This window comes from Amycolatopsis australiensis (genome assembly GCF_900119165.1).
In the GTDB taxonomy this organism is placed as follows: domain Bacteria; phylum Actinomycetota; class Actinomycetes; order Mycobacteriales; family Pseudonocardiaceae; genus Amycolatopsis; species Amycolatopsis australiensis.
Map to the genome: position 1 here is coordinate 4,421,380 of NZ_FPJG01000006.1, position 23,903 is coordinate 4,445,282.

Below are 23,903 nucleotides of genomic sequence, written 5' to 3' on the forward strand. Positions count from 1 at the left end.
GGCGCCGAATGCCGCCGCGCCCTCGCCGGGAGGCGGAACGAGGCCCCGGAATCCACCCGGTCGGGTTAGGGGATCCCCGGTCAGAGCGTCGTGGATGCCACACGATCGGTGATTCGGGTGGAGCGGTTTCGCTGATATCAGTAGTTTTTGCGCATCGCGGCGGAACACACCTTTCTCCGCTGCCGCGGTAAACGATCGAAGGAGACTTGCATGCTGAAGAGGATCGGCCTCGTCGCCGCCGCCATGGCGGCCGGCGCGTTCGTCACCGGCGGGGTTGCCGCCGCCGGGACGCCGGGTGACGAGCACGGCCACCACCACCACGGCTACCACGGCTACGACTTCACCGGTCAGGTCGGCCTGGTCAACCTGAACAACACCGACGTGCTGCACAACGTCAACGGCACGCTCGGCGTGTGCGGCAACGACGTCAACGTGCTCGGCGTCCAGGTGCCGATCCACGACTCGGCCAACGGTATCGGCGTGCCGATCCTGTCGCCGGGCGAGCACGAGGCCAGCGGCGAGAACCCGTACAACTGCGCTTCGGGTGGCGTCTCCGACGGCGGAACGACCCAGGACAACTGATTTCCGCTTTCACGCCGCCACGCGAATTGCTCGCGTGGCGGCGTTTTTTTGTCTGCCTGCCGGTAGTTCGGATTGACTCGATCGGGCCACCGGCGGCGTGGTCAGCGGCATTCGGTGCGCACCCGATGGTGGCACACGAGGTGAACAAAGCCCGTTTTGTCGGTACGTTTGCCGCACACGGGAGAACACACCTCGCCGCCGTTTTACATCGCGATGTCGATTCAAGGAGTTTTTATGCTGAAGAAAGTCGGATTCGTCGTGGCGGCCACCGCCGCGGGCGCGTTCCTGGCGGGCGGCGTCGCCTCCGCCGGCACCCCCGGCGGTTACGAGCACCACCACGGTGGTCACCACTCGACGAGCCAGTTCGGTCTGCTCAACCTGAACAACACCGACGTGCTGCACAACGTCAACGGCACGCTCGGCGTGTGCGGCAACGACGTCAACGTGCTCGGCGTCCAGGTGCCGATCCACGACTCGCTCAACGGTATCGGCGTGCCGATCCTGTCGCCGGGCGGGCACGAGGCCAGCGGTGAGAACCCGTACAACTGCGCTTCGGGTGGCATCGCCGACGGCGGAACGAGCCAGGGCAACTGAATCTCCGCGCCGCGGCCGCCCGTTGTGTGTGCGGATGCCGGCACCGGCGCGGAAATCCGGCGCGACGCGTGACGTCGTAATGCGTGCCCGGAACAGGGAGCGAGCTGCACACTCCGGTTCCCTGTCCCGGGCACGCCGCGACGCCGTGGGATGCCGGCACGGGTGGGACCGGTCACGCGAGTGCCGGTCCCACCTTCGCGTCACGGACCGGGGCGTCGCGGAAGATCGGCGGCCCGGTCGCCCGGCGGGCGGCGGCGGAGAGCCGGAACCCGCAGCCCGGGCGGGACATAGGCCACGTCGACGGGTCCGACGTCGGTACCCGGCGGAACGATCTCGTCGACGCGGTCGAGCAGGTCGTCGTCGAGAACCGTGCCCGCGCCGGTGAGCAGGTCGGCCAGCTGCCGCTCGGTGCGCGGGCCGATGATCGCCGACGTCACCGCCGGATGCGCGGTGACGAACGCCAGCGCGAGGTGGGCCAGCGGCACCCCCGCCTCCGCGGCCAGCGGGACGAGCGCCTCCACGACGTCGAGCTTGCGTTCGTCGGTCATGTGCCGCCGGGCCCAGTGCAGGCGCCCGGCCGACGCCTGTTCACCGCCGCCCTTGCGCAGACGGCCCGCAAGCAGCCCCATCGCCAGCGGGCTCCACACCAGCACGCCCAGCCCGTAGCGTTCACAGACCGGCAGGACCTCCCGTTCCACGCCCCGGTTGAGGATCGAGTAGTGCGGCTGCTCGGTCCGGAACCGGGCCAGCCCACGGCGTTCCGCCACCCATTGGGCCTCGGCGATCTCCGACGGCGGCAAGTTGGAGTGGCCGATGGCCCGGACCTTGCCCGAGCGCAGCAGGTCGGTCAGCGCGCCGAGGGTTTCCTCGATGTCCGTGCCCGGTTCGGGGTGGTGGACCTGGTAGAGGTCGATGTGGTCGACGCCGAGGCGGCGCAGCGAGTCTTCGACGGCCCGCACGAGCCAGCGGCGGGAGTTGCCGCACCGGTTGGGGTCGGCGCCCATCGGGCCGTTGCCCTTGGTGGCCAGCACGACGTCGTCGCGGCGGCCGCGCAGGGCCTTGCCGACGATCCGCTCGGATTCGCCGTCGCCGCCGTAGACGTCGGCGGTGTCGACGAAGTTGATGCCGCCGTCGAGCGCCTGGTGGACGATGCGTACGCACTCGTCGTGGTCGGGGTTGCCGTGCGGCCCGAACATCATGGTGCCCAGCGCGTAGGCGCTGACCCGGATGCCGGTGCGGCCGAGGGGGCGGGTGTGCACGGGATGGCTCCAGCGGGGTGGGACGGGGGCGCGGCCGGGCCGCGCCCCCACGGCGGACGGGTTCAGGCCTGCGCGTACTCGGCCGCGACGTCGAGGATCCAGGTGACGCCGAAGCGGTCGGTGAGCATCCCGAACGCCGGTGCCCACTGGGCCGGGCCGAACGCCTCGATGACGGTCGCGCCGTCGGCGAGGCGGTCCCACACCGCGGCGACCTCGTCGACGGTTTCCCCGCGCACGGAAAGGAAGAACGGCTCCCGGGTGATGGTGGTGCCGTTCTCGCGGCGGGTGGTGGGCGTGTCCTGGGCGACGGGACGTTCTTCGCCCGGCACGTCGTAGGCCATGACCCGGAAGCCGTTGTCGGCGGCGACCTGGCCGAAGACGACCTTGGCGGCGTCGGGCGCTTCGGCGGGCATCCCGAAGTCACCGTAGGTGACGACGGTGGCCTGCCCGCCGAACACCGAGCGGTAGAAGTCCAGTGCCGCGCGGGCCTGGCCGTGGAAGTTCAGGTGGGCGACTGCGTTGAGCGACATGTGTGGCGGTTCCTTCACGATTGGTCCGCGCCGGGGACTTCCGGCGCCGGGGCCGACTTTCGCAGCGGTACCGGTCAGGGAGTGTCCGCTTCTCGCACCGAGGCCGGATTTCGCTGCCCACCGAGGGCGATCGCCGTCGGCCGCTCGCGCCAGTCGGCCCAGCCCTGCTCCGCGAGCTCCAGGAACAGTTCTTCGCATGACTCGAAGTACCGGCGCAGAGCTGGGCGTCGATGACGGTGCCGCCGATCAGCGAGCCGGGCCACCGATCACGGCGAAGCACGGCGCGACCAGCGCGGCAAGACCGCCCGGCGTGCGGGGCCTGACCGACTCCAACGGGTGGTCGGAGGTTCCGGGCGGGCCCGGAGTGGGTAGCCCACCGGTGTGAGGCTGAGCAGGCCCTGCCTGCGGACTAGTGAGAGGTGATCAGATGAGCCAGGGCGATGCTCCGGTCGGACGATCGGTGAAGACGGCGGCGGCCGGGGTCCGGGACCTCGCCGCGGAGGCGGCGCGGGTGGGAGCGGCCGCGGCCGCGCGGGCGGTCGAGATCACCGATCGGAAGCTGTCGGAAGGCGCGGAGGAACTCGCGAAGGTCGGCCGTTCGGCGACCAAGGACTTCGACAAGAGCACCCGGTCCTCCCGCCGGGACGTGCTGAAGCACTCGGTGGCCGCCCGCGACGAGGTGCTGGCCCGTGCGGTGAAGATGCGCGACCCGGGCCGCAAGGCGGCACAGGCGATCGCGACGGTGGCGGGTTCGGCGGGCGAGTCGAACCGCAAGCGCCGCAAGGCGGTCGCGGCGGCGAAGCGCGACCTGGCGGTGGCGCTGGAGGAAGCGAAGAACGTGGCCCGCGGGGAGCGCACGCGCCGGTCCCGCTGGCCATGGCTGCTGGCGTTCGCGGCAGCGGCCGCGGCGATCGCGGCCGTGGTGCAGGTCAAGCGGTCGAACCCCCTGGCGGAGGAGAAGCCGGCCGACAAGCCGGGCCCGGTCCCGGCACCGGAACCGCCGGTGGCCCCGGCCGAGCCGGTGGCGGGAACGGCCGAGCAGCCTGCGGCGCCCAAACCGGTCAACGGCACCAACGGGCACGTCGCGAACAAGGACAAGGCCGAGAACAAGTCGCGGTAGATCACGCGGACTGAGCCGGGGCGCCGCCCGAGCGGGCGGGCCCCGGTTTTGCGCGCGTTGCGGCTGGTGGTGGGCGTGGGCGGGGCGCCGCCCGAGCGGGCGGGCCCCGGTTTAGCGTGCGCCGCTGGTGGTGGTGGGCATGGGCGCCGAGCCCGGGCGTCGTCCAGACGGGCGGCCCCGCGGCTTTGTGCTCGACGCGGCCACGCCCAGGCTCATGGTGGCGGCCGAGCTGCCTGCACCGGGCCGGGGCAGCACCCGGCTCTGCCGTCTCCGTGAACCGGTGTGACGTGGGTCGGCTTGAGAGGATCGGCTCATCGCGCATAATGAGCACCTGACCGACCGCTTAGCATGTGCCCGGTACCGCATCGCGAAGGAGACACACTGCCGTGAACTCGTTCAAGGATCGCGTCGCGATCGTCACCGGGGCCAGCCGGGGCATCGGCCTCGGCATCGCCAAGACGCTCGTCGAGCGCGGGGCCAAGGTCTGCATCACCGCACGCAAGCCCGAGGCCCTCGAGGCGGCCGTCAACGAGCTCGGCGGGCCCGACGTCGCCCTGTTCGTCCCCGGCAAGGCCGACGACACCGACCACCAGGACGAGGCCGTCGCCAAGACGATCGAGACCTTCGGGCGGCTCGACTACCTCGTCAACAACACCGGCATCAACCCCGTCTACGGCCCCACCCTCGACATCGACCCCGCCGCCGCGGCCAAGATCCTCGGCGTGAACGTGCTCGCGCCGCTCGGCTGGACCAAGCGCGCCCGCGACGCGTGGATGGGGGAGCACGGTGGTGCCGTCGTCAACGTCGCTTCCGTCGCCGGCCTCGGCGCGTCGCCCGGCATCGGCATGTACGGCGTCAGCAAGGCCGCGCTCATCCGGCTGACCGTCGAACTCGGGGCCGAGCTGGGCCCGAAGATCCGGGTGAACGCCGTCGCCCCGGCCGTCGTGAAGACGAAGTTCGCCACCGCGCTCTACGAGGGCCGCGAGGAGGAGGTCGCTTCCGCCTACCCGATGAAACGCCTGGGCCTGCCGTCCGACATCGCCGGCGCCGTCGCCTTCCTGCTTTCCGACGACGCCGGCTGGATCACCGGCCAGACCGTGGTCCTCGACGGCGGCGTCACCCTCGGCGGTGGCCTGTGACCGGCGTTGTCGTCACCGGCGGTGGCGGCGGGATCGGCGCCGCGCTCGCCCGCCGCTTCGCCGCCGAGGGCGCCCAGGTCCTCGTCGCCGACCTCGACCGCGACAAGGCCGCCGAAGTCGCGAAGGAAGTGGGTGGCACGGCGTTCGCGGGTGACGTCGCCAGCCCCGAAGGCGTCGCGAAGCTGATCGAGAGCGCGCGAAGCACCCTCGGCGAGATAGACGTCTTCTGTGCCAACGCGGGTATCGCGCCCTTCGGTGGCGCGGAAAGCCCCGAAGACGTCTGGGCGCGTACCTGGGACGTGAACGTCATGGCGCACGTCCGCGCGGCCAACCTCCTGCTGCCGGCCTGGCTGGAGCGCGGGAAGGGCCACTTCATCGCGACGGTCTCGGCCGCCGGCCTGCTGACCAGCCTCGGCTCGGCGCCGTACTCGGTGACCAAGCACGCCGCGCTCGCGTTCGCCGAATGGCTCTCGGCGACCTACCGCCACCGCGGCATCACCGTGCAGGCGATCTGCCCGCAGGGCGTGCGCACCGCGATGCTGGAAAGCACCGGCACCGCCGGTCAGCTGCTGATGGGCGCATCGGCGATCGAGCCCGAGCAGGTGGCCGACGCGCTCTTCGCGGCCATCGAGGCGAAGCAGTTCCTCGTGCTGCCGCACCCCGAGGTCGCGGACTACTACGCGGCCCGCGCCACCCAGACCGACCGGTGGCTCGGCGGGATGAACAAGCTGCAGCGCAAGGTCGAAGCAGCCCTCGAGGCGGAATGACCTGGCAGCCGGAGATCGACGAGCTCGCCCGGCGGCGCGAGCTGGCCGAGCGCATGGGCGGACCGGAGAAGGTGGCCCGCCAGCACGCCGCCGGCCGCTCGACCATCCGCGAGCGGATCGCCGCCCTCGCCGATCCCGGCAGCTTCGACGAGATCGGCGCGCTCGCCGGCACCGCGTCCTATGTGGACGGCGAGCTGACCGAGTTCACCCCGGCCAACTTCGTCATCGGCACCGCGCGGCTCGACGGCCGGCGCGTGGCGCTCGGCGGAGACGACTTCACCGTCCGCGGTGGCGCCGCCGACGCCGCGATCATGGAGAAGCAGGTCTACGCCGAGCGGCTCGCCAACGAGCTGCGGCTGCCGCTGGTGCGCCTGATCGAGGGCACCGGCGGTGGTGGCAGCGTGAAGATGCTGGAGCAGCACGGCTTCACCTACGTCCCGGTCAACCCGGGCTGGGACCTCGTGGTGGACAACCTCTCGACGGTGCCGGTGGTCGCCCTCTGCCTCGGCCCGGTCGCCGGGCTCGGCGCCGCGCGGGCGGTCATGTCGCACCTGAACGTCCTCGTCGAAGGGGCCGGGCAGCTGTTCGTCGCCGGCCCGCCCGTGGTCAGGCACGCGACCGGAGAAGACCTGTCCAAAGAGGAGCTGGGCGGCGCGGCCGTCCACCGGCGCAGCGGTGCCGTGGACCGGATCGTGGCCTCCGAGGCCGAAGCCTTCGCCGTCACCAAGCAGTTCCTGTCCTACCTGCCGTCCTCGGTGGATTCACTGCCGCCGGTGACGTCCAGTGCAGACCCGGTGGACCGGGCCGACGAAGCGCTGCTGTCGCTGGTGCCGCGCAACCGCCGGCACCCGTACCGGCTGCGGCCGCTGCTCGACGGCGTCTTCGACGCGGGCTCGGTTTTCGACTACGCCGTGTCGGGCGGCTCGGCCTACGCCGGGCTGGCCCGCCTGAACGGCCACCCGGTCGGCGTCCTGGCCACCGACCCGTACCGCGGCGCGACGCTGACCCCCGAAGGCGCCGACGTGCTGACGCGGTTCGTCGACCTCTGCGAGACGTTCCACCTGCCGCTGGTGTCGCTGACCGACCAGGCCGGCATGGTGATCGGCGCGGCCGCCGAGCGTGCGGGCGCGATCCGGCACGGCGCCCGCGCGGTGACCGCGGTCTACCAGGCGCGGGTGCCGATGGCCGAGGTGATCGTCCGGCGCGTGTTCGGTGTCGGCGGCGCGGGCCAGGTGAACCGGCACCGGCTGGTCCGGCGCTGGGCATGGCCGTCGGGGGACTGGGGTTCCCTGCCGGTCGAGGGCGGCATCGAGGCGGCCTACCGAGCCGAGCTGGACGCCGCCGACGACCGGGCGGCCCGGATCGAGGAGATCCGCGCGCGCCTGGACGCGGTGCGCTCGCCGTTCCGGACGGCGGAGCGGTTTTCGGTCGAGGACGTCATCGATCCGCGCGAGACGCGGGCGCGGCTGTGCGATTGGGTGCCGGACGCCTACGCCGTGCTTCCGCGGCTGCTCGGCCGCCCGTCCTTCGGCATGCGGCCTTAGCGGAGGACGCGGTACCAGTTCGGCTGCACGCGTTCCAGCCCGACGGTCCGGCCGCCCGGGTGGTCGAACATCCGCACGCCGTCGCCGAGCAGCACCGGGACGGGCAGGGCCAGGATCTCGTCGAGCACGCCGGCTTCGAGGCACTGCCGGGCGACGTCCGCGCCGAGGACGTTGACGTACTTGCCGCCCGCGGCCGCCTTCGCCGCGTCGACCGCGCCGACAAGGTTGTCGACGAACGTGACACCGGGAACCGGCGCGGCCGGGCGGTGGGTGAGCACGAACTGCGGGCCCTCCCAGCCACCGCCGAACGCTTTCCCTTCGCCTTCGGTGCCGCGGTGCGGGTCGTCGCCGCCGAACGTCCGGCGCCCGACCAGCAGCGCGCCGATCTCCGGGACCAGCGCGTCGACCAGCGGGTCCGGACCGAGGTAGGGCGTCAGCCACGACATGTCCCCGCCGGGCCCGGCGATGAAGCCGTCGACCGAGCAGCTGAACGCGTAGAGCAGTTTCGCCATGATGTCTCCTTTGCGCCGGTTGGCGGACTTCCGTACTGACGGCGGCGGCCGGGAAAAGTCATCGGGTTCACCCGGCCGTGTCCGGAACGCGACAGGATCAGCACAGACCGTTGACAACGGTGTCAGCTCGCGAGGACCGTTCCGGAACGCATCGCATCGGCTGAACTTGTGCTCAATGGCGAAGGACAAGTGCAATGGTCTTGCGTATTCTCACGCGGCTGTCGGCCGCCACGGTCCTGGCCTCGGCCGGACTGATCCCCGTCCCCGCATCGGCGGCGTCCCTGGTCACCGACCCGGCGTCGCTGGTCAACCCGTTCATCGGCACCTCCAACGCCGCGGACGACTTCCCCGGCGCCGACGTCCCGTTCGGCATGCTCCAGTGGAGCCCGGACACGCCCAGCCGTCCCGACGGCGGCGGCTACGAGTACAAGGACTCCTCGATCACCGGCTTCAGCCTCACGCACCTGTCGGGACCGGGCTGCGGCGCCGACGGCGACGTCCCGATCCTCCCGACGGTCGGTGCCGTCGACACCGGCGCGAGCATTTCCTTCAGCCACAGCAACGAAAGCGCGAGCCCCGGCGCCTACTCGGTGGGCCTCGGCAACGGCGTCACGACGGAGCTGACCACCGCGCTGCGGTCCGGCATCGGCCGGTTCACCTTCCCGGCGACGTCGCAGGCGAACCTGCAGTTCAAGCTCAACGGCAGCCAGAACGGCACGACCGGCCAGACGTGGACGGTGGTCAGCCCGACCGAAGTGTCCGGTTCGGTCACCTCCGGGCACTTCTGCGGCGCCGGGTTCACCTACACGCTCTACTTCGACGTCGTCTTCGACCGGCCGTTCAGCACCAGCGGCACCGCCGCCGCGCCCGCGGTGACGCCGAAGGCGTCGCCCGGCAAGCTGCACGGCACCGCGACCACCGAAGCCGCCCCGGCCGCCGGGCCCGGCAGCGCGTACGTCCGGTTCGACACGACCACCGACCGCACGGTCCAGGCCAAGGTCGGCATCTCCTACGTCTCGGTGGCCAACGCGGTCGCGAACCGCGCGGCCGACATCCCGGCGTTCGACTTCGCCGCGACCAAGCAGGCCGCGCACGACAGCTGGAACGCGCTGCTCGGCCGCATCCAGGTCGCCGGCGGCACGGCCGCGCAGCAGCGCGTCTTCTACACCGCGCTGTACCACTCCCTGTTGCACCCCAACGTGTTCTCCGACCGCAACGGCCAGTACATCGGCTTCGACAACCAGGTGCACACCGTCGCGAGTGGACACTCGGCGCACTACGCCAACTTCTCCGGCTGGGACATCTACCGCACGCAGGCGCAGCTGTCCGCGCTGGTCGCGCCCGCGCAGACGAGCGACATCGCGCAGTCGATGATCGCCGACTACGCGCAGGGCGGCACGCTGCCGAAGTGGGCGCAGAACAACGGCGAGACGTACGTGATGGTCGGTGACCCCGGCACGGCGATCCTCGCGAGCTACTACGCCTTCGGAGCCCGCAACTTCGACACGGCGGCGGCGTTGCAGGCGATGCTGCGCGAAGCGAGCGCGCCCAACAACGTCCGGCCGGGACTCAACGCGACGAACGCGCCGGGCTACCTGCCCGCGAACGGCACCTACCAGTGCTGCAACTTCTACGGCCCGGTCTCGACGCAGCTGGAGTACGACACGGCGGACTTCGCGCTCTCGGCGTTCGCCGGCGCGCTGGGCGACACCGCGGACCAGGCGTTCTACGCCGGCCGCGCGCAGAACTGGAAGAACACGTTCAACGCGGCGAGCGGGTTCATGCAGCCGCGGCAGGCCGACGGGTCGTGGACCGGCGGCTTCGACCCGGCGAGCGGGTCGAACTTCGTCGAGGGCACGTCGTGGCAGTACACCGGCATGGTGCCGTTCAACGTCGCGGGCCTCGCCGCGGCGCGCGGCGGCAACGCGTCGCTGGCCGGCTACCTCGACAGCGTGCTGTCCGGGTTCCACGGCAGCGGCGGCACGCAGGCCGACCTCGGCAACGAGCCGAGCCTCGAGCTTCCGTGGGAGTACGACTACGCCGGGCAGCCGTACAAAACGCAAAAGGTCGTGCGGCAGGTGCAGGACCAGATCTGGACGGACGCGCCGGGCGGGCTGGCCGGCAACGACGACCTCGGCGCGATGAGCGCGTGGTATGTGTTCTCCGCGCTGGGCTTCTACCCGATGACGCCGGGGACGGCGGACCTGGCCCTGGGCAGCCCGCTGTTCACGCAGGCGGTGGTGACGCTGCCGAGTGGCAACACACTGACGGTCAACGCGCCGGCGGCGGCGGACAACGCCCCGTACGTCCAGAGCGCGACGTGGAACGGCTCTTCGTGGAACAACGCGTACGCGCCGGCGCCGGCGCTGACCGCGGGCGGGACGCTGGCGTTCGCGCTGGGCACGTCGGCGAACACGGCGTGGGCCGCGTCGAACCCGCCGCCGTCCTACGACGGGACGCTGCCGCACCTGGGCCCGCTGACCTCGGGGATCGCGGGCAAGTGCGCGGACGTGGCCCAGAGCGGCACGGCCAACGGGACGCACGTGCAGCTGTACACGTGCAACAACACCGGGGCCCAGAAGTGGTTCTCCGGGGCCGACGGTTCGCTGCAGGCCCAAGGCGGCTGCCTGGACGTGAGCAACAGCGGGACGGCGAACGGCACGAAGGTCCAGCTGTGGCAGTGCAACGGCTCCGGCGCCCAGAAGTGGCAGGCGGGCACGGCAGGCTCACTGGTCAACCCGCAGTCGGGCAAGTGCCTGGACGACCCGGGCAGCACGACGGCGGACGGCACCCAGCTGCAGATCTACGACTGCAACCAGAGCGCGGCCCAGCGCTGGACCCGCGGCTGACCGGGTCGTGAGTGAGAAACCGGGTCAGAACCGGTTTCTCACTCACGACCGGTGTGGGGCGGGAACTGTGGCGCACGGCGTTCGTTCCAGCTGGCCAAGCCCTCGGCCAGCTCGGGACGGCCGAACGACTCGATCATCAGCGCCGTCGCCTCGCGGGCCGCTTCCTCCAGCGGCAGCGAGGCTTCGCGCGTGAACTGCGCTTTCATCACCGCCATCGAACGCGGCGCGCTGTAGGTCGCCAGCTCCGTCGCGTATGCGCGGGCGCGCAGCAGCAGCTCCTCCGCGGGGACGACCTCCTGCACCAGCCCGTACTCGTGCGCCTGCTCCGCGGTGAACGTCCGGCCCGAAAGCAGCAGGTCACGGGCCCGGCCCTGGCCGACCAGCGCGGGCAGCAGCTGCGCGATCCCGTACTCCGCGATCAGCCCGCGCCGGGCGAACGCCGTCGTGAACTTCGCGCCCGCCGCGGCGAAGCGGACGTCCGCCGAGCACGCGATCACGAACCCCAGGCCCGCGCAGCCGCCGTTGACCGCCGCGACGACCGGGACGCCCACCGAGACCGCCGCCAGCACGTCGCGGAAGTTCTCGTGCCCGCCTCCCGGCGCCGGGGGCGCGGCCGCGATGGTTCCGCCCGTGCCCCCGCCGCCCTCGACGGAGGCGCGGAGCGCCGCTGTGTTTTCCAGCAAGCCGAGGTCGGCGCCCGGGCAGAACGCCTTGCCCGCGCCGGTGACGACGACCGCCCGGACGGCCGGATCGGCGTCGGCCTGGCGCAGCAGGGTGCCGTAGCGCGCCTGCATCGGCACGTCCATCGCGTTGCTGCGGTCCGGCTTGTCGAACGTCAGCGTCGCGACCGGGCCGTCCGCCGCGTACCGCACTCCGTCCACAGTGGACATGACTGCCTCCTCGGGTCAGTGACCATACTAAGCGGTCGCTTGGCGTTCGGCCAGTTCGAAATTGTCGAACCCATTGGAGACCCGGAAACCCTTGTGCCATAGTGCTTTTCGCCCGCGTCGCCGCCGGAAGGGACTCCTCCGATGCCGCACACTCCCAGCCGACGTCAGGTCCTCGGCGGACTCGGCGCCGCCGTCGCCACGTCCGCCCTCGCGCCGGTCGCCCGTGCCGCCGGGACGCTCGCCCGGCCGGACCTGGCCGTCACCGGCCGCGCCACCGACCTGGCCGCGGGCTGGCGGTTCGCTCTCGTGAACCCCGACGGCGTCACCGACCCGGACGGCCGTTTCGCCCGCGCCGCCGATCCGGCCTTCGACGACTCGGCGTGGCAGGTCGTCGACGTCCCGCACGACTGGAGCATCGAGCTGCCGCCGGTCGCCGACGGGCGCACGGCCGGTGCGTCCGGCTTCTTCCGCGGCGGCCTCGGCTGGTACCGCAAGTCCGTCACGCTGCCGCCTTCGCTCGCCGGAAAGCGCGTGTCGGTCGAGTTCGACGGCGTCTACTCCGACGCGCACGTGCACCTCAACGGCGAGCTGCTCGGCAACCACCCGTGCGCCTACACCGGGTTCGCGTTCGACCTCACCGGCCGCCTGCACACCGACGGCCGGACACCGAACGTCCTGGCGGTGCGCGCGGTGAACCCGATGCCCAGCAGCCGCTGGTACGCCGGCAGCGGCATCTACCGGCGCGTCCGGCTGGTCGTGACCGAGCCGGTGCACGTCGCCCGGCACGGCACCTTCGTCACCACCCCCGGCATCGCCGCGGGCCGCGGCACCGTCCGGGTGGCGACCGACGTCGTGAACGACTCCGCCGCGCCGGTGACGGCCGAGGTGCGCACCACGGTCACCGGCCCGGAGGGCCGCGTCGTCGCGGCGGGCTCGGCCACCGTGGCGGTGCCCGCCGGCGGGACGGCGACGGCGGTCACCACGCCGGACGTCGCCGGCCCGCGGCTGTGGTCGGTGGGCTCTCCGGTGCTCTACGGCCTCCGCACGGACGTCGCCGTGGCCGGGCGCGTGCTCGACACGACGTCCACCGCCTTCGGCTTCCGGTACCCCGAATTCCACCCGGACCACGGGTTCTCGCTCAACGGCGAGCCGATGAAGCTGCGCGGGGTCAACCTGCACTCGACGCAGGGCCCGCTGGGCGCGGTGGTCGACGCCGCCGCGCTGGAACGCCAGATGCGGCTGATGCTCGCGATGGGTGCCAACGCGCTGCGGACCGCGCACAACCCGCCGGACCCGCAGCTGGTGACGATCTGCGAGCAGCTCGGGATCCTCATGATGGTGGAGGCGTTCGACTGCTGGCGGACCGGGAAGGTCGAGTACGACTACCACCGCGACTTCGACGCGTGGAGCGCGCGCGACATCGGCGAAATGGTCCACGCGGCGAAGAACTCCCCGGCGGTGGTGCTGTGGTCGATCGGCAACGAGGTGCCCGACGCGTCGATGGCGGGCGGCCCCGGGATCGCGGCCGGCCTGATCGCCGCCGTCCGCGCGATCGACCCGACCCGGCCGGTCGTGATGGGCTCGGACCGCTACCGGAGCGTGCCGGCGCCGGGCTCGCCGCAGGACCTGATCCTGCGGCAGCTCGACGGCCTCGGCGTCAACTACAACACCGCGCAGTCGATCGACGGGCTGCACGCGAAGTACCCGGACAAGTTCTTCTTCGAGTCGGAGTCGTCGTCGGCGACCTCCACGCGCGGCGTCTACCAGGACCCGGACCTGCTCAACACGGGCGAGAACCACACGCCGGGCAAGCGGGCGACCTCCTCCTACGACAACAACCTGGCGTCGTGGACGTTCAGTGGCGAGTACTCGCTGAAGAAGGACCGCGACCGGAAGTTCTGCCAGGGCCAGTTCCTCTGGGCCGGGCAGGACTACCTGGGCGAGCCGACGCCCTACGACGTCTTCCCGGTCAAGACGTCGTTCTTCGGCGCGATCGACAGCGCCGGCCTGCCCAAGGACGCCTTCCACCTGTTCCGCAGCCAGTGGACCACCGCGCCGATGGTGCACCTGACGCCGATGGACTGGACCCGGCACCGGCCCGGCGAACCCGTCGCGGTGTGGGTGTATTCCACAGTGGACACAGTCGAGCTGGTCCTCAACGGACGGTCGCTCGGGGTGCAGCGGTTCGACCGCAAGACCACAGTGGACGGACGGCCGTACCTGGAGACCACCGAGGCCACCGGCGACGACAAGAACGATCCGTCGGGCAGCTACACGAGCCCGAACGGCAGCCGCGGCAAGCTGCACCTGACGTGGACCGTGCCGTTCGAGCCGGGCACGCTGACTGCGATCGCCACCTCCGGAGGTCGCGAGGTGGCGCGTGACCGGCTCGTCACGGCGGGGCCACCCCGGGCGCTGACGCTGACGGCGGAGCCGCGCGGGCAGGGCGCGATGACGTTCGTGACGGCGTCCGTCGTCGACGAGCACGGTGTCGTGGTGCCGGGCGCCGAGCCGGTGCTGCGGTTCACCGTCCGGGGGCCGGGACGCGTGGCGGGCGTCGACAACGGGCGGCAGGAGAACGCGCAGAGCTACCAGCAGCCGGCGATCCCGGCGTTCGGCGGGCAGGCGGTCGCGGTGATCGCGGCGACCGGCGGCCGCGGCCCGATCACGGTGACGGTGAGTTCGCCGGGCCTGGCACCGGGGAACGTCACCGTGCCGGGCACGAGCCTCGGGCAGCGCAACGGCCCGGGCGCGCGAGCGGTGGAGCGACCGGCGAGCCCGGGATTGGCGGCGGCCGACGCGAGCTACTCGGGCGCCCCGGACACCGTCCCGGCGGCCATGCTGGACGGCGACCCGGCGACAGGCTGGTCGAACTTCTACGTCAAACAGGCGACGGCGACGCTGAACGCGGTGAGCCGCCCGCGCGAGCAGGACCACGGCGTTCACCGGCGGCAGGGCGCGAGTGCGTCGAGCCCCTGCGGTTTGGCGGCGTTGCGCCCGACGGCCGTCGCGATGCGGTTGATCGCCGCGACGCGCTTGTCCTTCAACGGGCCCAGGATCGCGTTCGGCACGAAGTTCGGGCCGCCTTGGCCGGCGCTTGTCGCCAGGCGGTCGTTCGCCTCCGCGATCTGCGTGTCCAGCAGTTGCAGGTTGCGCCGCACCTCCGCCTGGGCCTGGGCCGGGATCGCGGGCAGCCGGCTCGCCACGTCCGGGCAGCTGATCTGCCCGCCCGCGTTGGTCCCGCCCGTCTGCACCGGTGCGGAGGCGGCCGGCGCCGGGGCGGCCTGGCCGCCCAGGGCGCATGTGGCCAGCCGGCCGAGACCCTGCGGTTTCACTCCCTGGCGGCCGATCGCGATGGCGATCCGGTCGATCGTCGACGTGCGCTTGTCCGCCAGCGGACCGAGGATCGCGTTCGGCACGAAGTTCGAGCCGCCCTGGCCGGCGCTTGTCGCCAGGCGGTCGTTCGCCTCCGCGATCTGCGTGTCCAGCAGTTGCAGGTTGCGCCGCACCTCCGCCTGGGCCGGGATCGCGGGCAGCCGGCTCGCGACGTCCGGGCACGTGATCCGGCTGCCGGACGCGGCGCTCGCCTGGCCGGGGTCGCCGACGGTCGTGGCGATCACCAGCGCGCCGCCCGCCATCGCCAGGCCCAGGGCCGCCGTCGCGAGCTTCGTCCGGCGGGAGAGGCGATGCCGTCCACCTTGAGCAGGCATGAATGACTCCATAGTTAGCGTGAACATATGGGTGCTCCGCCGCGTTCGGGGGATACGGCGGGGTTTTCCGGATGGGCGGCCGGAGGCGGCCGCGGACGCCCATGGTGGCCTCTCTACCTGCGGCTTGTCCAGCCTCCGTGTCACGGAAAACAAAATCCGAACCATTTCGAACCGGGGCACGTACTTCTCGGTGAAAGCCATTGTTCCGCGCCGGGGAAAGCCGTTCCGGCGCGCCGGGGTCTTGACGCGGCACCCCTCGGCCTCCTAGCGTCGGCATACCGACCGGTCGGTGTCCAAGGGAGGTCACTGGAGTGAGCTGGTACGACGAGAAGCCCTGGCTCGCGAGCTACGACGAACGAGTGCGGGCCGCGGGACCGGCGAAGCCGGCCACGCTGCCCGAGACGTTCCGCCGCGCCGCGGACCACGTGCCCGACCGGACGGCGATCGCGTACTTCGACGCGCGGCTGAGCTACCGCGAGGTCGACGAGCTTTCCGACGGCTTCGCGCGCTACCTCGCCCAGCACGGCTTCGCCCGCGGCGACCGGCTCGCCCTGGTGCTGCAGAACATCCCGCAGTTCGTCATCGCCCTGCTGGGCGCTTGGAAGGCCGGGGGGATCGTGGTGCCGGTCAACCCGATGTACCGCGAGCGCGAGCTCACCCACGTCCTCACCGACGCCGGCGTCAAGGCGATCGTCTGCTCGCAACGCGGCTGGAACGCCTACATCGCGCGAACCGTGAAAGACAGCCCGGTCGAGATCGCGCTCACCACCAGCGAACTAGAGTTCCAGACCCGCGACGACGAACGCGTCCTCGGCAAGGTCACCCGGGAAGAAACCCCGGGCGCGGTGGAGCTTCTCGAAGCCGCGGCCACCCCGGGTCCCAAGCCGCCGGAACCCGCTTTCGCGCTCGGCGACACCGCGCTGATCAGCTACACCTCCGGCACCAGCGGCACCCCGAAGGGCGCCACCAACACCCACGGCAACCTCGGCACCAACGCCGCCGGGCTCGGCGCCTTCAGCGGCCTGCCCGCGGGTTCGACGCTGTTCGGGCTCGCGCCGCTGTTCCACATCACCGGGATGGTCTGCGAAGTCGGCTCCGCGATCGACATCGAGGGCACGCTCGCCCTGGCCTACCGCTTCGAGCCCGGTGTCGTGCTCGACGCCTTCCTCGAGCACAAGCCGTCGTACACGGTCGGGCCGTCGACGGCCTACATGGCGCTGATGGCCCACCCGTCCTTCAGCCGCGAGCACTTCGCGTCGTTCCACCTGCTCTACTCCGGTGGCGCCGCGCTGCCGCCCGCGGTCGTCGAAGCCTTCCGCGCGAAGACCGGGCACTACATCCACAACGGCTACGGCCTCACCGAGACCACGGCCGGCTGCGTCGTCGTCCCCGGTCACCTCGAAGCGCCGATCGACCCGGAGTCCGGCACCATCTCGATCGGCCTGCCGGTACCGGACACGATCGTGCGGATCCTCGGCGAGAACGGCGAAGAGCTGCCGTTCGGGCAGGCGGGCGAGATCGCCGTCGAAGGCCCGATGGTCGTCTCCGGCTACTGGAACCGCCCCGACGCGACGGCCGAGGCGCTGCCCGGCGGGCGGCTGCTCACCGGCGACATCGGCTTCATGGACGAACGCGGCTGGGTCTACGTCGTCGACCGCAAGAAGGACATGATCAACGCCTCCGGGTTCAAGGTCTGGCCGCGCGAGGTCGAGGACGTCCTCTACACCCATCCGGCGGTCCGCGAGGCCGCCGTCGTCGGGATCCCCGACGAATACCGCGGCGAGACGGTCAAGGCCTACGTCAGCCCGGCGCCGGGTACCTCCGCGGACCCGCAGGAGCTGGTGGCCTGGTGCAAGGAACGGCTCGCCGCCTACAAGTACCCGCGCACCATCGAGATCCTCGACGAGCTGCCGAAGACCACCAGCGGCAAGATCCTGCGCCGCGAGCTGCGGGCGAGGGGGTAGCGCGGTGGTCGAGACCGTCCGCGGCGCGATCGCGCCGGAAGCGCTGGGCCGGGTGCTCATGCACGAGCACCTCTTCGTGCTCAGCCCCGAATTCGCCGAGAACTACCCGGAGCACGAGGGATTCCGGGAGGACGAGCACGTGCCCGAAGCGATCCGGCGGCTCAAGGAGCTCAAGGACGCCGGCATCGACACGATCGTCGACCCGACGGTGATCGGGCTCGGCCGCTACATCCCGCGCGTGCAGCGGGTGGCCGCCGAGGTCGACGTCAACATCGTCGTCGCCACCGGGCTCTACACCTACAACGACGTGCCGCACTACCTGCACTTCCGCGGGCCGGGCACGCTGCTGCAGGGCGAGGACCCGCTCGTCGCGATGTTCGTCGGCGACCTGCGCGAGGGCATCGCCGGCACCGGCGTCAAGGCCGGCCTGCTCAAGTGCGCCACCGACGAACCCGGTGTGACCCCCGGCGTCGAGCGCGTGCTGCGCGCGGTGGCCAAGGCCCACGTGGAGACCGGCGCGCCGATCATGACCCACACGCACGCCGGCACTCGCCGGGGGCTGGAGCAGCAGAACGTCTTCGAGTCCGAAGGCGTCGACCTCGGCAAGGTGCTGATCGGGCACTCCGGCGACTCCACCGACCTGGGCTACCTCATCGAGCTGGCCGACCGCGGGTCGCTGCTCGGCATGGACCGGTTCGGCCTGGACCTGCTGCTGCCGTTCGAGGAGCGGGTGAACACCGTCGCGGCGATGTGCGAGCGCGGCTACGCGGGCAGCATGGTGCTCTCGCACGACGCGTCCTGCTACATCGACTGGCTGCCCGCCGAGCAGCTGCCGGTGCTGACGCCCAACTGGCACTACCTGCACATCACCCGGGACGTGCTGCCGGCGCTGCGCGAGCGCGGGGTGTCCGAAACGGACATCACGACGATGCTGGTCGACAATCCCCGGCGGTTCCTGTCCTGGCGGGACTGAGCCGTTATCCTGTGCGTTCGCGGATTCGAACCAGTGGCGCGCAGCGTCTCCGCTGAGGGCGGTGGCGGGGGCATGGATGGAGAGAGAGGGGGTACTTGCGGTGACCCGAGCAAGCACCCGCAAGCCGGGCGAAGCCACCGGCGACGACCAGGCCGCCGTGCCCCGGCGGCTGCTGGAGCACGCCACGAAGCTGTTCGCCAAGAAGGGCTTCGACCGCACGTCGGTCCAGGAGATCGTCGAGGCGGCGGGCGTCACCAAGGGCGCGATGTACCACTACTTCGGCTCGAAGGACGACCTGCTCTACGAGATCTACGCCCGCGTCCTGCGCGAGCAGACCCGGCAGCTGGAAAGCGTGGCCTCCTCGGCCGCGCCGCTGCGCGAACGGCTCGCCGCGGCCGCGTCCGACGTCGTGGTGTCCAGCATCGACAACCTGGACGACAACACGATCTTCCTGCAGTCGATGCACCAGCTGTCCCCGGACAAGCAGAAGGCGGTGCGCGCCGAGCGCCGCAAGTACCACGAGCGCTTCCGCGGCCTGATCGAGGAAGGCCAGGCGAGCGGCGAGTTCCGCACGGACAAGCCGGCGGACGTGGTCGTCGACTTCTTCTTCGGCTCGGTCCACCACCTCGGCTCGTGGTACCGCCGCGGCGGCTCGCTGTCGGCCCGCCAGGTCGGCGACCACTACGCGGACCTGCTGCTCGACGCCCTGCGGCCGCCGGGCCGCTAGACGAGTAATGCCCGAGTCGAGGTGCTGCCCGGGGTGCGGTGAAGGGTGTCCAAGATCAGGTCGTGCCGACCGACCCGCCCACCCTTCTCGCCGCACTCTAGGTCAAGATCGACGATCATCTGGCGCGCAGGCACCGGGGCAGACCCGCCGAAGCTGACCGACGCCGAGCTGGTCACCCCGGCCGTGGCCCGGGCACTGCTGGGGGATTCACCTCCGAGGCCCGCCGGCTGCGGTTCCTGCCGCGGCGGATGCCCCGCGCGTTCCGGTACCCGCCCGGCCAGTCCGGCTGCAACCGCCGCCTACGCACCGCATCGCCACTGGTCAAGCAGGTGATCCGGGTACGCCGCGATGGGCACCGGCCTTTGGACCGACACCACTTGGATCGTCGACTCCACCCCGGTCGGATGCGGCCGATCACGGCCCGCGGTGAAACGCCCGGAGCCGGCCGCTGGGCCAAGTACGGCTACTGCCGCTCACACTCCCGCTTGTTCTGGGGACTGCGGCTGCACTTGACCTGCGCCCCAGCCGGGTCCCGATCGCCTGTGCCCTGGCCGATCTCAAGATCGACGAGCGGCGGCAGGCGCTCCTGGCCAGCTGCGACCACGAACCCCACCTGCTCACCGAACGCGGCGTCCGGCTGATCCGCCCCTCCTGCCGCAACCGCCAGCCCACCCCGGCGAACACCCGATCACTGACCGCCTACGAACCACCAACCGGGTGACGCATTACTCGTCTAAGGCGGGCCTGACTCGCGCGTCCGCCTGCTTCAGTGGCGGCGGAGGTGGTCGAGCAGAAGGGCGATCACCTCGTCCGGGGCTTCCATCGCCATCCACTGGCTCGCGCCCTCGACGATCTGGAAGCGGTAGTCCGCGTCGATGTGGTGGACCGTCAGCTCCGCCGCGCTCTGGCCGAGGTACGGGTCCTCGCTGCCCCACAGGTAGAGCGTCGGCACCGTGATGCGGCCCGCCGGAACGTCGAACGCGTCGTTCGTCGCGCCGCGGTACCAATTCAGCGTCGCCGTCAGCGCGCCCGGTTCGGAAAGGCGCTCGACGGTGCGCTCGACGATCTCGGCCGGAATCCGGCGATTGTAGACAGCGCGTAATTGCGCGGCTTCGTCGCGTAAGAGGAATTTCTCGGCCTTGCCGACGCCGCGGCGGAAGAAGCGGATGTACCCGAGGTCGTGGAACTGGCCGTCGTCGGTGGCGGCCGCGCGCTGCAGGGCCGACGGGTGCGGGGTCGAGAGCACCGTCAGCGACCGCAGCCGGTCCGGCCGCGCCGTCGCCAGGACCCAGGCCACCATGCCGCCCCAGTCGCGGGCGACCAGGTGGAACCGGTCGGCGCCCTGGCTGTCGGCGAAGGCCAGCGCGTCGCCGACCAGGTGCTCGATCCCGTAGTGCTCGACGCCGGCCGGGCGCGCGCCGCGGGCGTATCCGCGCTGGTCGACCGCGAGCGCGCGGTAGCCGGCCTCGCCGAGGGCGTGCAGCTGCTCGGTCCAGGCGTCGGCGAACTCGGGCCAGCCGTGCAGCAGCAGCACGAGCTCGCCGGACTCGGGCCCGGCCGCGAGCGCGCTGTGCCGGTGGCCGCCGACCGTGAGGGTCAATTCCTCCAGCGCGGCGGCTTCCGTCGGCGCGACGGCGAATTCCATGGCGCCAAGGCTAGAGCGGCCCGGTGGGGGAGAACCATGGGAACGGGGGCATTTTTCCCGGCCTTTTGCCCACCGGGTGGCGGCGCGCACAGAATTTTCGCTCAGACGAGCGAAAATTCCCAGGAAACCGAAAGGGATTCATGAAAAGCGGGCTTCCCGGCCGGCGCCGGCCGGGAAGCCCGCGGCTCAGTCGCCCGCCGGGGCGGCGGCCCGGTAGGCGACGGAGAAGGTGTAGTAGGCCGCCTCGGTGAGGCTGCCGTCGTCCTTACGGCCCTGCACCGTGACGGTGTAGCTGCCGCCCTGCTGCGGGGTCCAGCTCATCGACGCCTTTCCGCCCGCGTCCACCGGCACCGTCTGTTCGGGCTCGTCCGTGCCCCGGTAGTCGTCGTGCACGTGGTAGACGTACGCGGTGGTGCCGGGGGCGCCGGGAGCGAAGGTGAACGTCCCGGCGACGCCCGGTCCGCCCGCCTGTCCGCCCGGGTAGTCCGCCGACGACACGAGCGGCCGGTCGGTGACGGTGAACGAGTAGTAGTTCCATCCGGACGTCTTCCCGTCCGCGGCGCGGGCGCGCACGTACACCGTGTGGTAACCGGACGTGGACGGCGTGTACCCGACGTCCGCGGTGCCGTCCGGCCGGGCCGGCACGTCCGTGGTGGTGTAGCTGTCCACCGCGAACTCGAACGCCACCGTGCCCGCCAGCCGCGTGGTCAGCCGGAACGAGCCCGGCAGCATCGGCCCGTACGGCCAGCTGCGGAAGTCCGCCGACGTCACGACCGGGCTGTCGTAGACGACGAAGGACGTCGACCCTTCGGCCGACGGCACGCCCGAGGTGTTGCGGGCCTGCGCGGTGAACCACACGTTGCCCGCTTCCGTGGGGGTCCACGTGACCTCCGCGGTGCCGTCCGGCCGGGCCGGCGCGGTGAGCTTGTGCGTGGGGTCCGTCGACGGCCAGTAGACGAACTCGGCGGTGTTCTTCAGCGTCGACCGGAACGTGAACGTGCCGGGTTCGCCCGGGGCGTCCGCGCCGCCGGTCCGGGTGACCGACGGTGCGGCGCCGTCGACGTACAGGCTCGTGTAGCGCACCTCGGACTGCGTGCCCGCCGCGTCGGTGCTGCGCACGCGCAGGGCCACCGAGTCGGCCTTCGGTGGCGTCCAGCCGAAGGCGGCGGTGCCGTCGGCCCGGGCGGGCACGGTGATCGGATCGCCGATCGGTGCGTCCTGGTAGCCGGTGAACCACGCGGTGTACGACGTGGTCCCGGCCAGCCGCGGGGTCAGCCGGAAGGTGGTGGCCGAGCCGATCTGGAGGGACCCGTCCCAGGTGACGTTCGGCGCGGTGTCGACGTCGAACTTGTACTCCCGGTACAGCGACACCGTGCCGTCCGCGCCGGTGTTGCGCACGTACAGCACGTTCTGGCCGCCGTGCGCGGGGGCGAGCGTCACGTGGGCCTTGCCCTCCGCGTCGGCCGCGACGGTCTGCTCGGGCCCGTGCTCCAGGTGGTAGCCGTAGCTCACCGTGTCCGGCAGGCCCGGGCTGAGGTCGAACACGCCCGGCACGCCGACGTTGCCGTCCGGGTCGGCCGAGTACGGCGGGTACAGCGTCGACCAGACGTACGGCCGGATGTCCCGGACGGTGAAGCTCCGGTACCGCTCGTAGGAGTAGTTGTTCGCGCGGTCCACGCTGCGGACCGCGACGGAGAAGGACCCGGAGTCCCGCGGCGTGAACGTCACCGTCGCGGGGCCGCCGAGCGGCTCCGCGGGCACCGAGGTCCAGCCGCTCTGGTCACCGAAGCGGTACTCGTAGCGCACGACGTCCGCGGACCCGTGCGCGGTGAAGGTGAACTGCCCCGGCACGCCGATGCCGCCGCGCGGGTCCCACGGGCTGTCGGTGAGGTAGACCTCGGAGGTGACGTCGGGGACTTCGGGCGCGACGCTGTCGGGCGTCAGGTAGCACGTCGGCGACCAGGCCGAGGTGTCGAGGCCGTCGGTGACGCGCAGCCGCCACGCGTAGGTGCGGTCCGGCGGCAGACCCGGGTTGTCGAACTGGGCGTACGCCTTTCCGTCCGTCACCGGCCAGTCGAGGTCACGGCGCACCGACGGGTCGTCGACCGACCACATCTCCCAGTGCGCGACCAGCTCCTGGCCGGCGTCGGGATCGGCGACCTCGGCGTAGTGGCCGGTGACGGGGAAGTTCGAGACACGGGCGAAGACGCCGGGCGCGGTGGTCGCGCACGCCGCGTCGGGCGCCTCGGTGCGCAGGTTCGCGGGCACGCCCGGCGGCGTGTTGTAGGTGACCCGCAGGCTGACGTCGGCGGCGAACCAGCGGCCGTAGCGCGGATCCAGCTCGTGGGCCGCCGGCACCCGCAGCTCGAGGGTGAGCGTCTTTTCCCCGGCCTGGACGGCCTTGGCGAGCGCGGCGGTCAGGTCGAGGGCGGCGAGGTCGGCGGGGCAGCCGCTCTCGGGGGTCCCGGCGGTGGCCAGCCGGGTCAGCTCGGCGGGCGGTTTCGCCCACGACGACTTCGCGGTGACCGGCGCGGTGGACCACAGCTCCAGCGCGCGGTGCGCGCAGTCGGCGGCGCGTTTCTCCGGAACGGTCAGCGCGGCGGCGACGACGTGCTTGCCCAGCAGCGAAGACAGGTCGAGCGTGTAGTAGGAGCGCGAGACGTGCGGTCCCGTGGCGTCCAGGCGCGCGCCGACGGGCGCGTCCCCGGGCGCGTCGACCTTGACGTGGAAGGGATCGGCGGCGTCGGTGAAGGCCCACGACGACCGCGACAGCGTTTTCACGGGCAGGGGCGGCGGCTCGGCGCCCGACGCGGCTGGCGGCAGCACGGCCGCGGTTCCGGTGAGCAGGAGCGTGGTGGCGAGCAGCGCGACGGCGCGTGGCCGTCTTCGCCCGGGCAGCGTCGGCCGCCGGAAAAAGGCGCGGAACATCGGTGTCTCCCCCTTGCGAACACGGGGGCAACCCCTCGCCGCCCCCAGGCGTGTTCACCTCAGCACCCGGACAGCCGGGCCGTCAAGGGATCACCGGGACGGACGGGATCGCGCGGGACACAACCGGAATACCGGGTGTGTCACGGCGATGGCCCGTGCCGTCGTTCCGG

17 protein-coding genes and 1 pseudogene are annotated in these 23,903 nt (G+C 71.8%); 12 read left to right on the forward strand and 6 right to left on the reverse strand.

All coding sequences use genetic code 11. From position 1 onward, the window contains the following. Positions 1-210 precede the first annotated feature (210 nt). Complete coding sequence (locus BT341_RS22005; RefSeq protein WP_072478082.1) at positions 211-582, forward strand: hypothetical protein; 372 nt, start codon at positions 211-213, stop codon at positions 580-582. 234 nt (positions 583-816) lie between these two features. Next, positions 817-1,176, forward strand: a complete 360-nt coding sequence (locus BT341_RS22010; protein ID WP_072478083.1) for a hypothetical protein — start codon at positions 817-819, stop codon at positions 1,174-1,176. A gap of 200 nt (positions 1,177-1,376) precedes the next feature. On the opposite strand, the gene BT341_RS22015 is transcribed toward BT341_RS22010, so the two are convergent. Together BT341_RS22015 and BT341_RS22020 are read right to left on the reverse strand one after the other, a co-directional pair. Beyond that, on the reverse strand, positions 1,377-2,435 hold the full coding sequence (locus BT341_RS22015) for an aldo/keto reductase (protein ID WP_072478084.1): 1,059 nt from the start codon (positions 2,433-2,435) through the stop codon (positions 1,377-1,379). A gap of 62 nt (positions 2,436-2,497) precedes the next feature. Next, a complete protein-coding gene (locus BT341_RS22020; protein WP_072478085.1) occupies positions 2,498-2,965 on the reverse strand; it encodes a VOC family protein in 468 nt (155 codons plus the stop codon). A gap of 427 nt (positions 2,966-3,392) precedes the next feature. Between BT341_RS22020 and BT341_RS22025 the strand changes: the two genes are divergently transcribed. The 4 genes from BT341_RS22025 (at position 3,393) to BT341_RS22040 (ending at position 7,535) form a co-directional block, all read left to right on the forward strand. Then, complete coding sequence (locus tag BT341_RS22025; RefSeq protein ID WP_072478086.1) at positions 3,393-4,085, forward strand: hypothetical protein; 693 nt, start codon at positions 3,393-3,395, stop codon at positions 4,083-4,085. A gap of 386 nt (positions 4,086-4,471) precedes the next feature. Continuing rightward, complete coding sequence (locus BT341_RS22030) at positions 4,472-5,224, forward strand: SDR family oxidoreductase (RefSeq protein WP_072478087.1); 753 nt, start codon at positions 4,472-4,474, stop codon at positions 5,222-5,224. Then, positions 5,221-5,991, forward strand: a complete 771-nt coding sequence (locus BT341_RS22035; RefSeq protein ID WP_072478088.1) for an SDR family oxidoreductase — start codon at positions 5,221-5,223, stop codon at positions 5,989-5,991. Before BT341_RS22030 ends, BT341_RS22035 begins: the two co-directional genes overlap by 4 nt. Further along, positions 5,988-7,535, forward strand: coding sequence for an acyl-CoA carboxylase subunit beta (locus BT341_RS22040; protein ID WP_072478089.1), 1,548 nt, complete (start codon positions 5,988-5,990; stop codon positions 7,533-7,535). Before BT341_RS22035 ends, BT341_RS22040 begins: the two co-directional genes overlap by 4 nt. Here BT341_RS22040 and BT341_RS22045 read toward each other — a convergent pair. After that, on the reverse strand, positions 7,532-8,047 hold the full coding sequence (locus BT341_RS22045) for a dihydrofolate reductase family protein (RefSeq protein WP_072478090.1): 516 nt from the start codon (positions 8,045-8,047) through the stop codon (positions 7,532-7,534). The two genes, BT341_RS22040 and BT341_RS22045, sit on opposite strands and share 4 nt — an antisense overlap. 194 nt (positions 8,048-8,241) lie before the next feature. On the opposite strand from BT341_RS22045, the gene BT341_RS22050 reads away from it, so the two are divergent. Then, positions 8,242-10,896 carry a lectin gene (locus BT341_RS22050; RefSeq protein WP_072478091.1) on the forward strand — a complete coding sequence of 885 codons (2,655 nt, stop codon included), beginning with the start codon at positions 8,242-8,244 and terminating at the stop codon, positions 10,894-10,896. Between the two features lie 38 nt (positions 10,897-10,934). On the opposite strand, the gene BT341_RS22055 is transcribed toward BT341_RS22050, so the two are convergent. Then, on the reverse strand, positions 10,935-11,786 hold the full coding sequence (locus tag BT341_RS22055; protein WP_072478092.1) for an enoyl-CoA hydratase-related protein: 852 nt from the start codon (positions 11,784-11,786) through the stop codon (positions 10,935-10,937). A 141-nt stretch (positions 11,787-11,927) separates the two neighbouring features. Between BT341_RS22055 and BT341_RS22060 the strand changes: the two genes are divergently transcribed. The 5 genes and pseudogenes from BT341_RS22060 to BT341_RS47915 form a co-directional block, all read left to right on the forward strand. Then, positions 11,928-15,488: a glycoside hydrolase family 2 TIM barrel-domain containing protein gene (locus BT341_RS22060; RefSeq protein ID WP_245805055.1), complete on the forward strand. Its 3,561-nt coding sequence runs from the start codon at positions 11,928-11,930 to the stop codon at positions 15,486-15,488. 319 nt (positions 15,489-15,807) lie between these two features. After that, on the forward strand, positions 15,808-17,460 hold the full coding sequence (locus BT341_RS22070; protein WP_072478093.1) for a long-chain-fatty-acid--CoA ligase: 1,653 nt from the start codon (positions 15,808-15,810) through the stop codon (positions 17,458-17,460). A gap of 4 nt (positions 17,461-17,464) precedes the next feature. Then, the gene (locus BT341_RS22075; protein ID WP_072478094.1) at positions 17,465-18,433 is read left to right on the forward strand and encodes a phosphotriesterase family protein; all 969 of its coding nucleotides are present in this window, start codon (positions 17,465-17,467) and stop codon (positions 18,431-18,433) included. A gap of 100 nt (positions 18,434-18,533) precedes the next feature. Further along, positions 18,534-19,160, forward strand: a complete 627-nt coding sequence (locus BT341_RS22080) for a TetR/AcrR family transcriptional regulator (RefSeq protein ID WP_072478095.1) — start codon at positions 18,534-18,536, stop codon at positions 19,158-19,160. Between the two features lie 107 nt (positions 19,161-19,267). Beyond that, positions 19,268-19,836 (forward strand): annotated as a pseudogene (locus BT341_RS47915) (transposase family protein); the annotation flags it as partial. 90 nt (positions 19,837-19,926) lie between these two features. On the opposite strand, the gene BT341_RS22090 reads toward BT341_RS47915, so the two are convergent. Together BT341_RS22090 and BT341_RS22095 are read right to left on the reverse strand one after the other, a co-directional pair. After that, on the reverse strand, positions 19,927-20,805 hold the full coding sequence (locus BT341_RS22090) for an alpha/beta fold hydrolase (RefSeq protein WP_072478097.1): 879 nt from the start codon (positions 20,803-20,805) through the stop codon (positions 19,927-19,929). A gap of 186 nt (positions 20,806-20,991) precedes the next feature. Next, on the reverse strand, positions 20,992-23,733 hold the full coding sequence (locus tag BT341_RS22095; protein WP_072478098.1) for a hypothetical protein: 2,742 nt from the start codon (positions 23,731-23,733) through the stop codon (positions 20,992-20,994). Positions 23,734-23,903 lie beyond the last annotated feature (170 nt).

What these genes read in the sequence shown, in the direction of transcription:
- BT341_RS22095 (WP_072478098.1), bottom strand. Translation starts at nt 23,733, where the DNA reads ATGTTCCGCGCCTTTTTCCGGCGGCCGACGCTGCCCGGGCGAAGACGG.
- BT341_RS22055 (WP_072478092.1), bottom strand. Translation starts at nt 11,786, where the DNA reads ATGTCCACTGTGGACGGAGTGCGGTACGCGGCGGACGGCCCGGTCGCG.
- BT341_RS22025 (WP_072478086.1), top strand. Translation starts at nt 3,393, where the DNA reads ATGAGCCAGGGCGATGCTCCGGTCGGACGATCGGTGAAGACGGCGGCG.
- BT341_RS22005 (WP_072478082.1), top strand. Translation starts at nt 211, where the DNA reads ATGCTGAAGAGGATCGGCCTCGTCGCCGCCGCCATGGCGGCCGGCGCG.
- BT341_RS22040 (WP_072478089.1), top strand. Translation starts at nt 5,988, where the DNA reads ATGACCTGGCAGCCGGAGATCGACGAGCTCGCCCGGCGGCGCGAGCTG.
- BT341_RS22020 (WP_072478085.1), bottom strand. Translation starts at nt 2,965, where the DNA reads ATGTCGCTCAACGCAGTCGCCCACCTGAACTTCCACGGCCAGGCCCGC.
- BT341_RS22090 (WP_072478097.1), bottom strand. Translation starts at nt 20,805, where the DNA reads ATGGAATTCGCCGTCGCGCCGACGGAAGCCGCCGCGCTGGAGGAATTG.
- BT341_RS22045 (WP_072478090.1), bottom strand. Translation starts at nt 8,047, where the DNA reads ATGGCGAAACTGCTCTACGCGTTCAGCTGCTCGGTCGACGGCTTCATC.
- BT341_RS22010 (WP_072478083.1), top strand. Translation starts at nt 817, where the DNA reads ATGCTGAAGAAAGTCGGATTCGTCGTGGCGGCCACCGCCGCGGGCGCG.
- BT341_RS22050 (WP_072478091.1), top strand. Translation starts at nt 8,242, where the DNA reads ATGGTCTTGCGTATTCTCACGCGGCTGTCGGCCGCCACGGTCCTGGCC.
- BT341_RS22060 (WP_245805055.1), top strand. Translation starts at nt 11,928, where the DNA reads ATGCCGCACACTCCCAGCCGACGTCAGGTCCTCGGCGGACTCGGCGCC.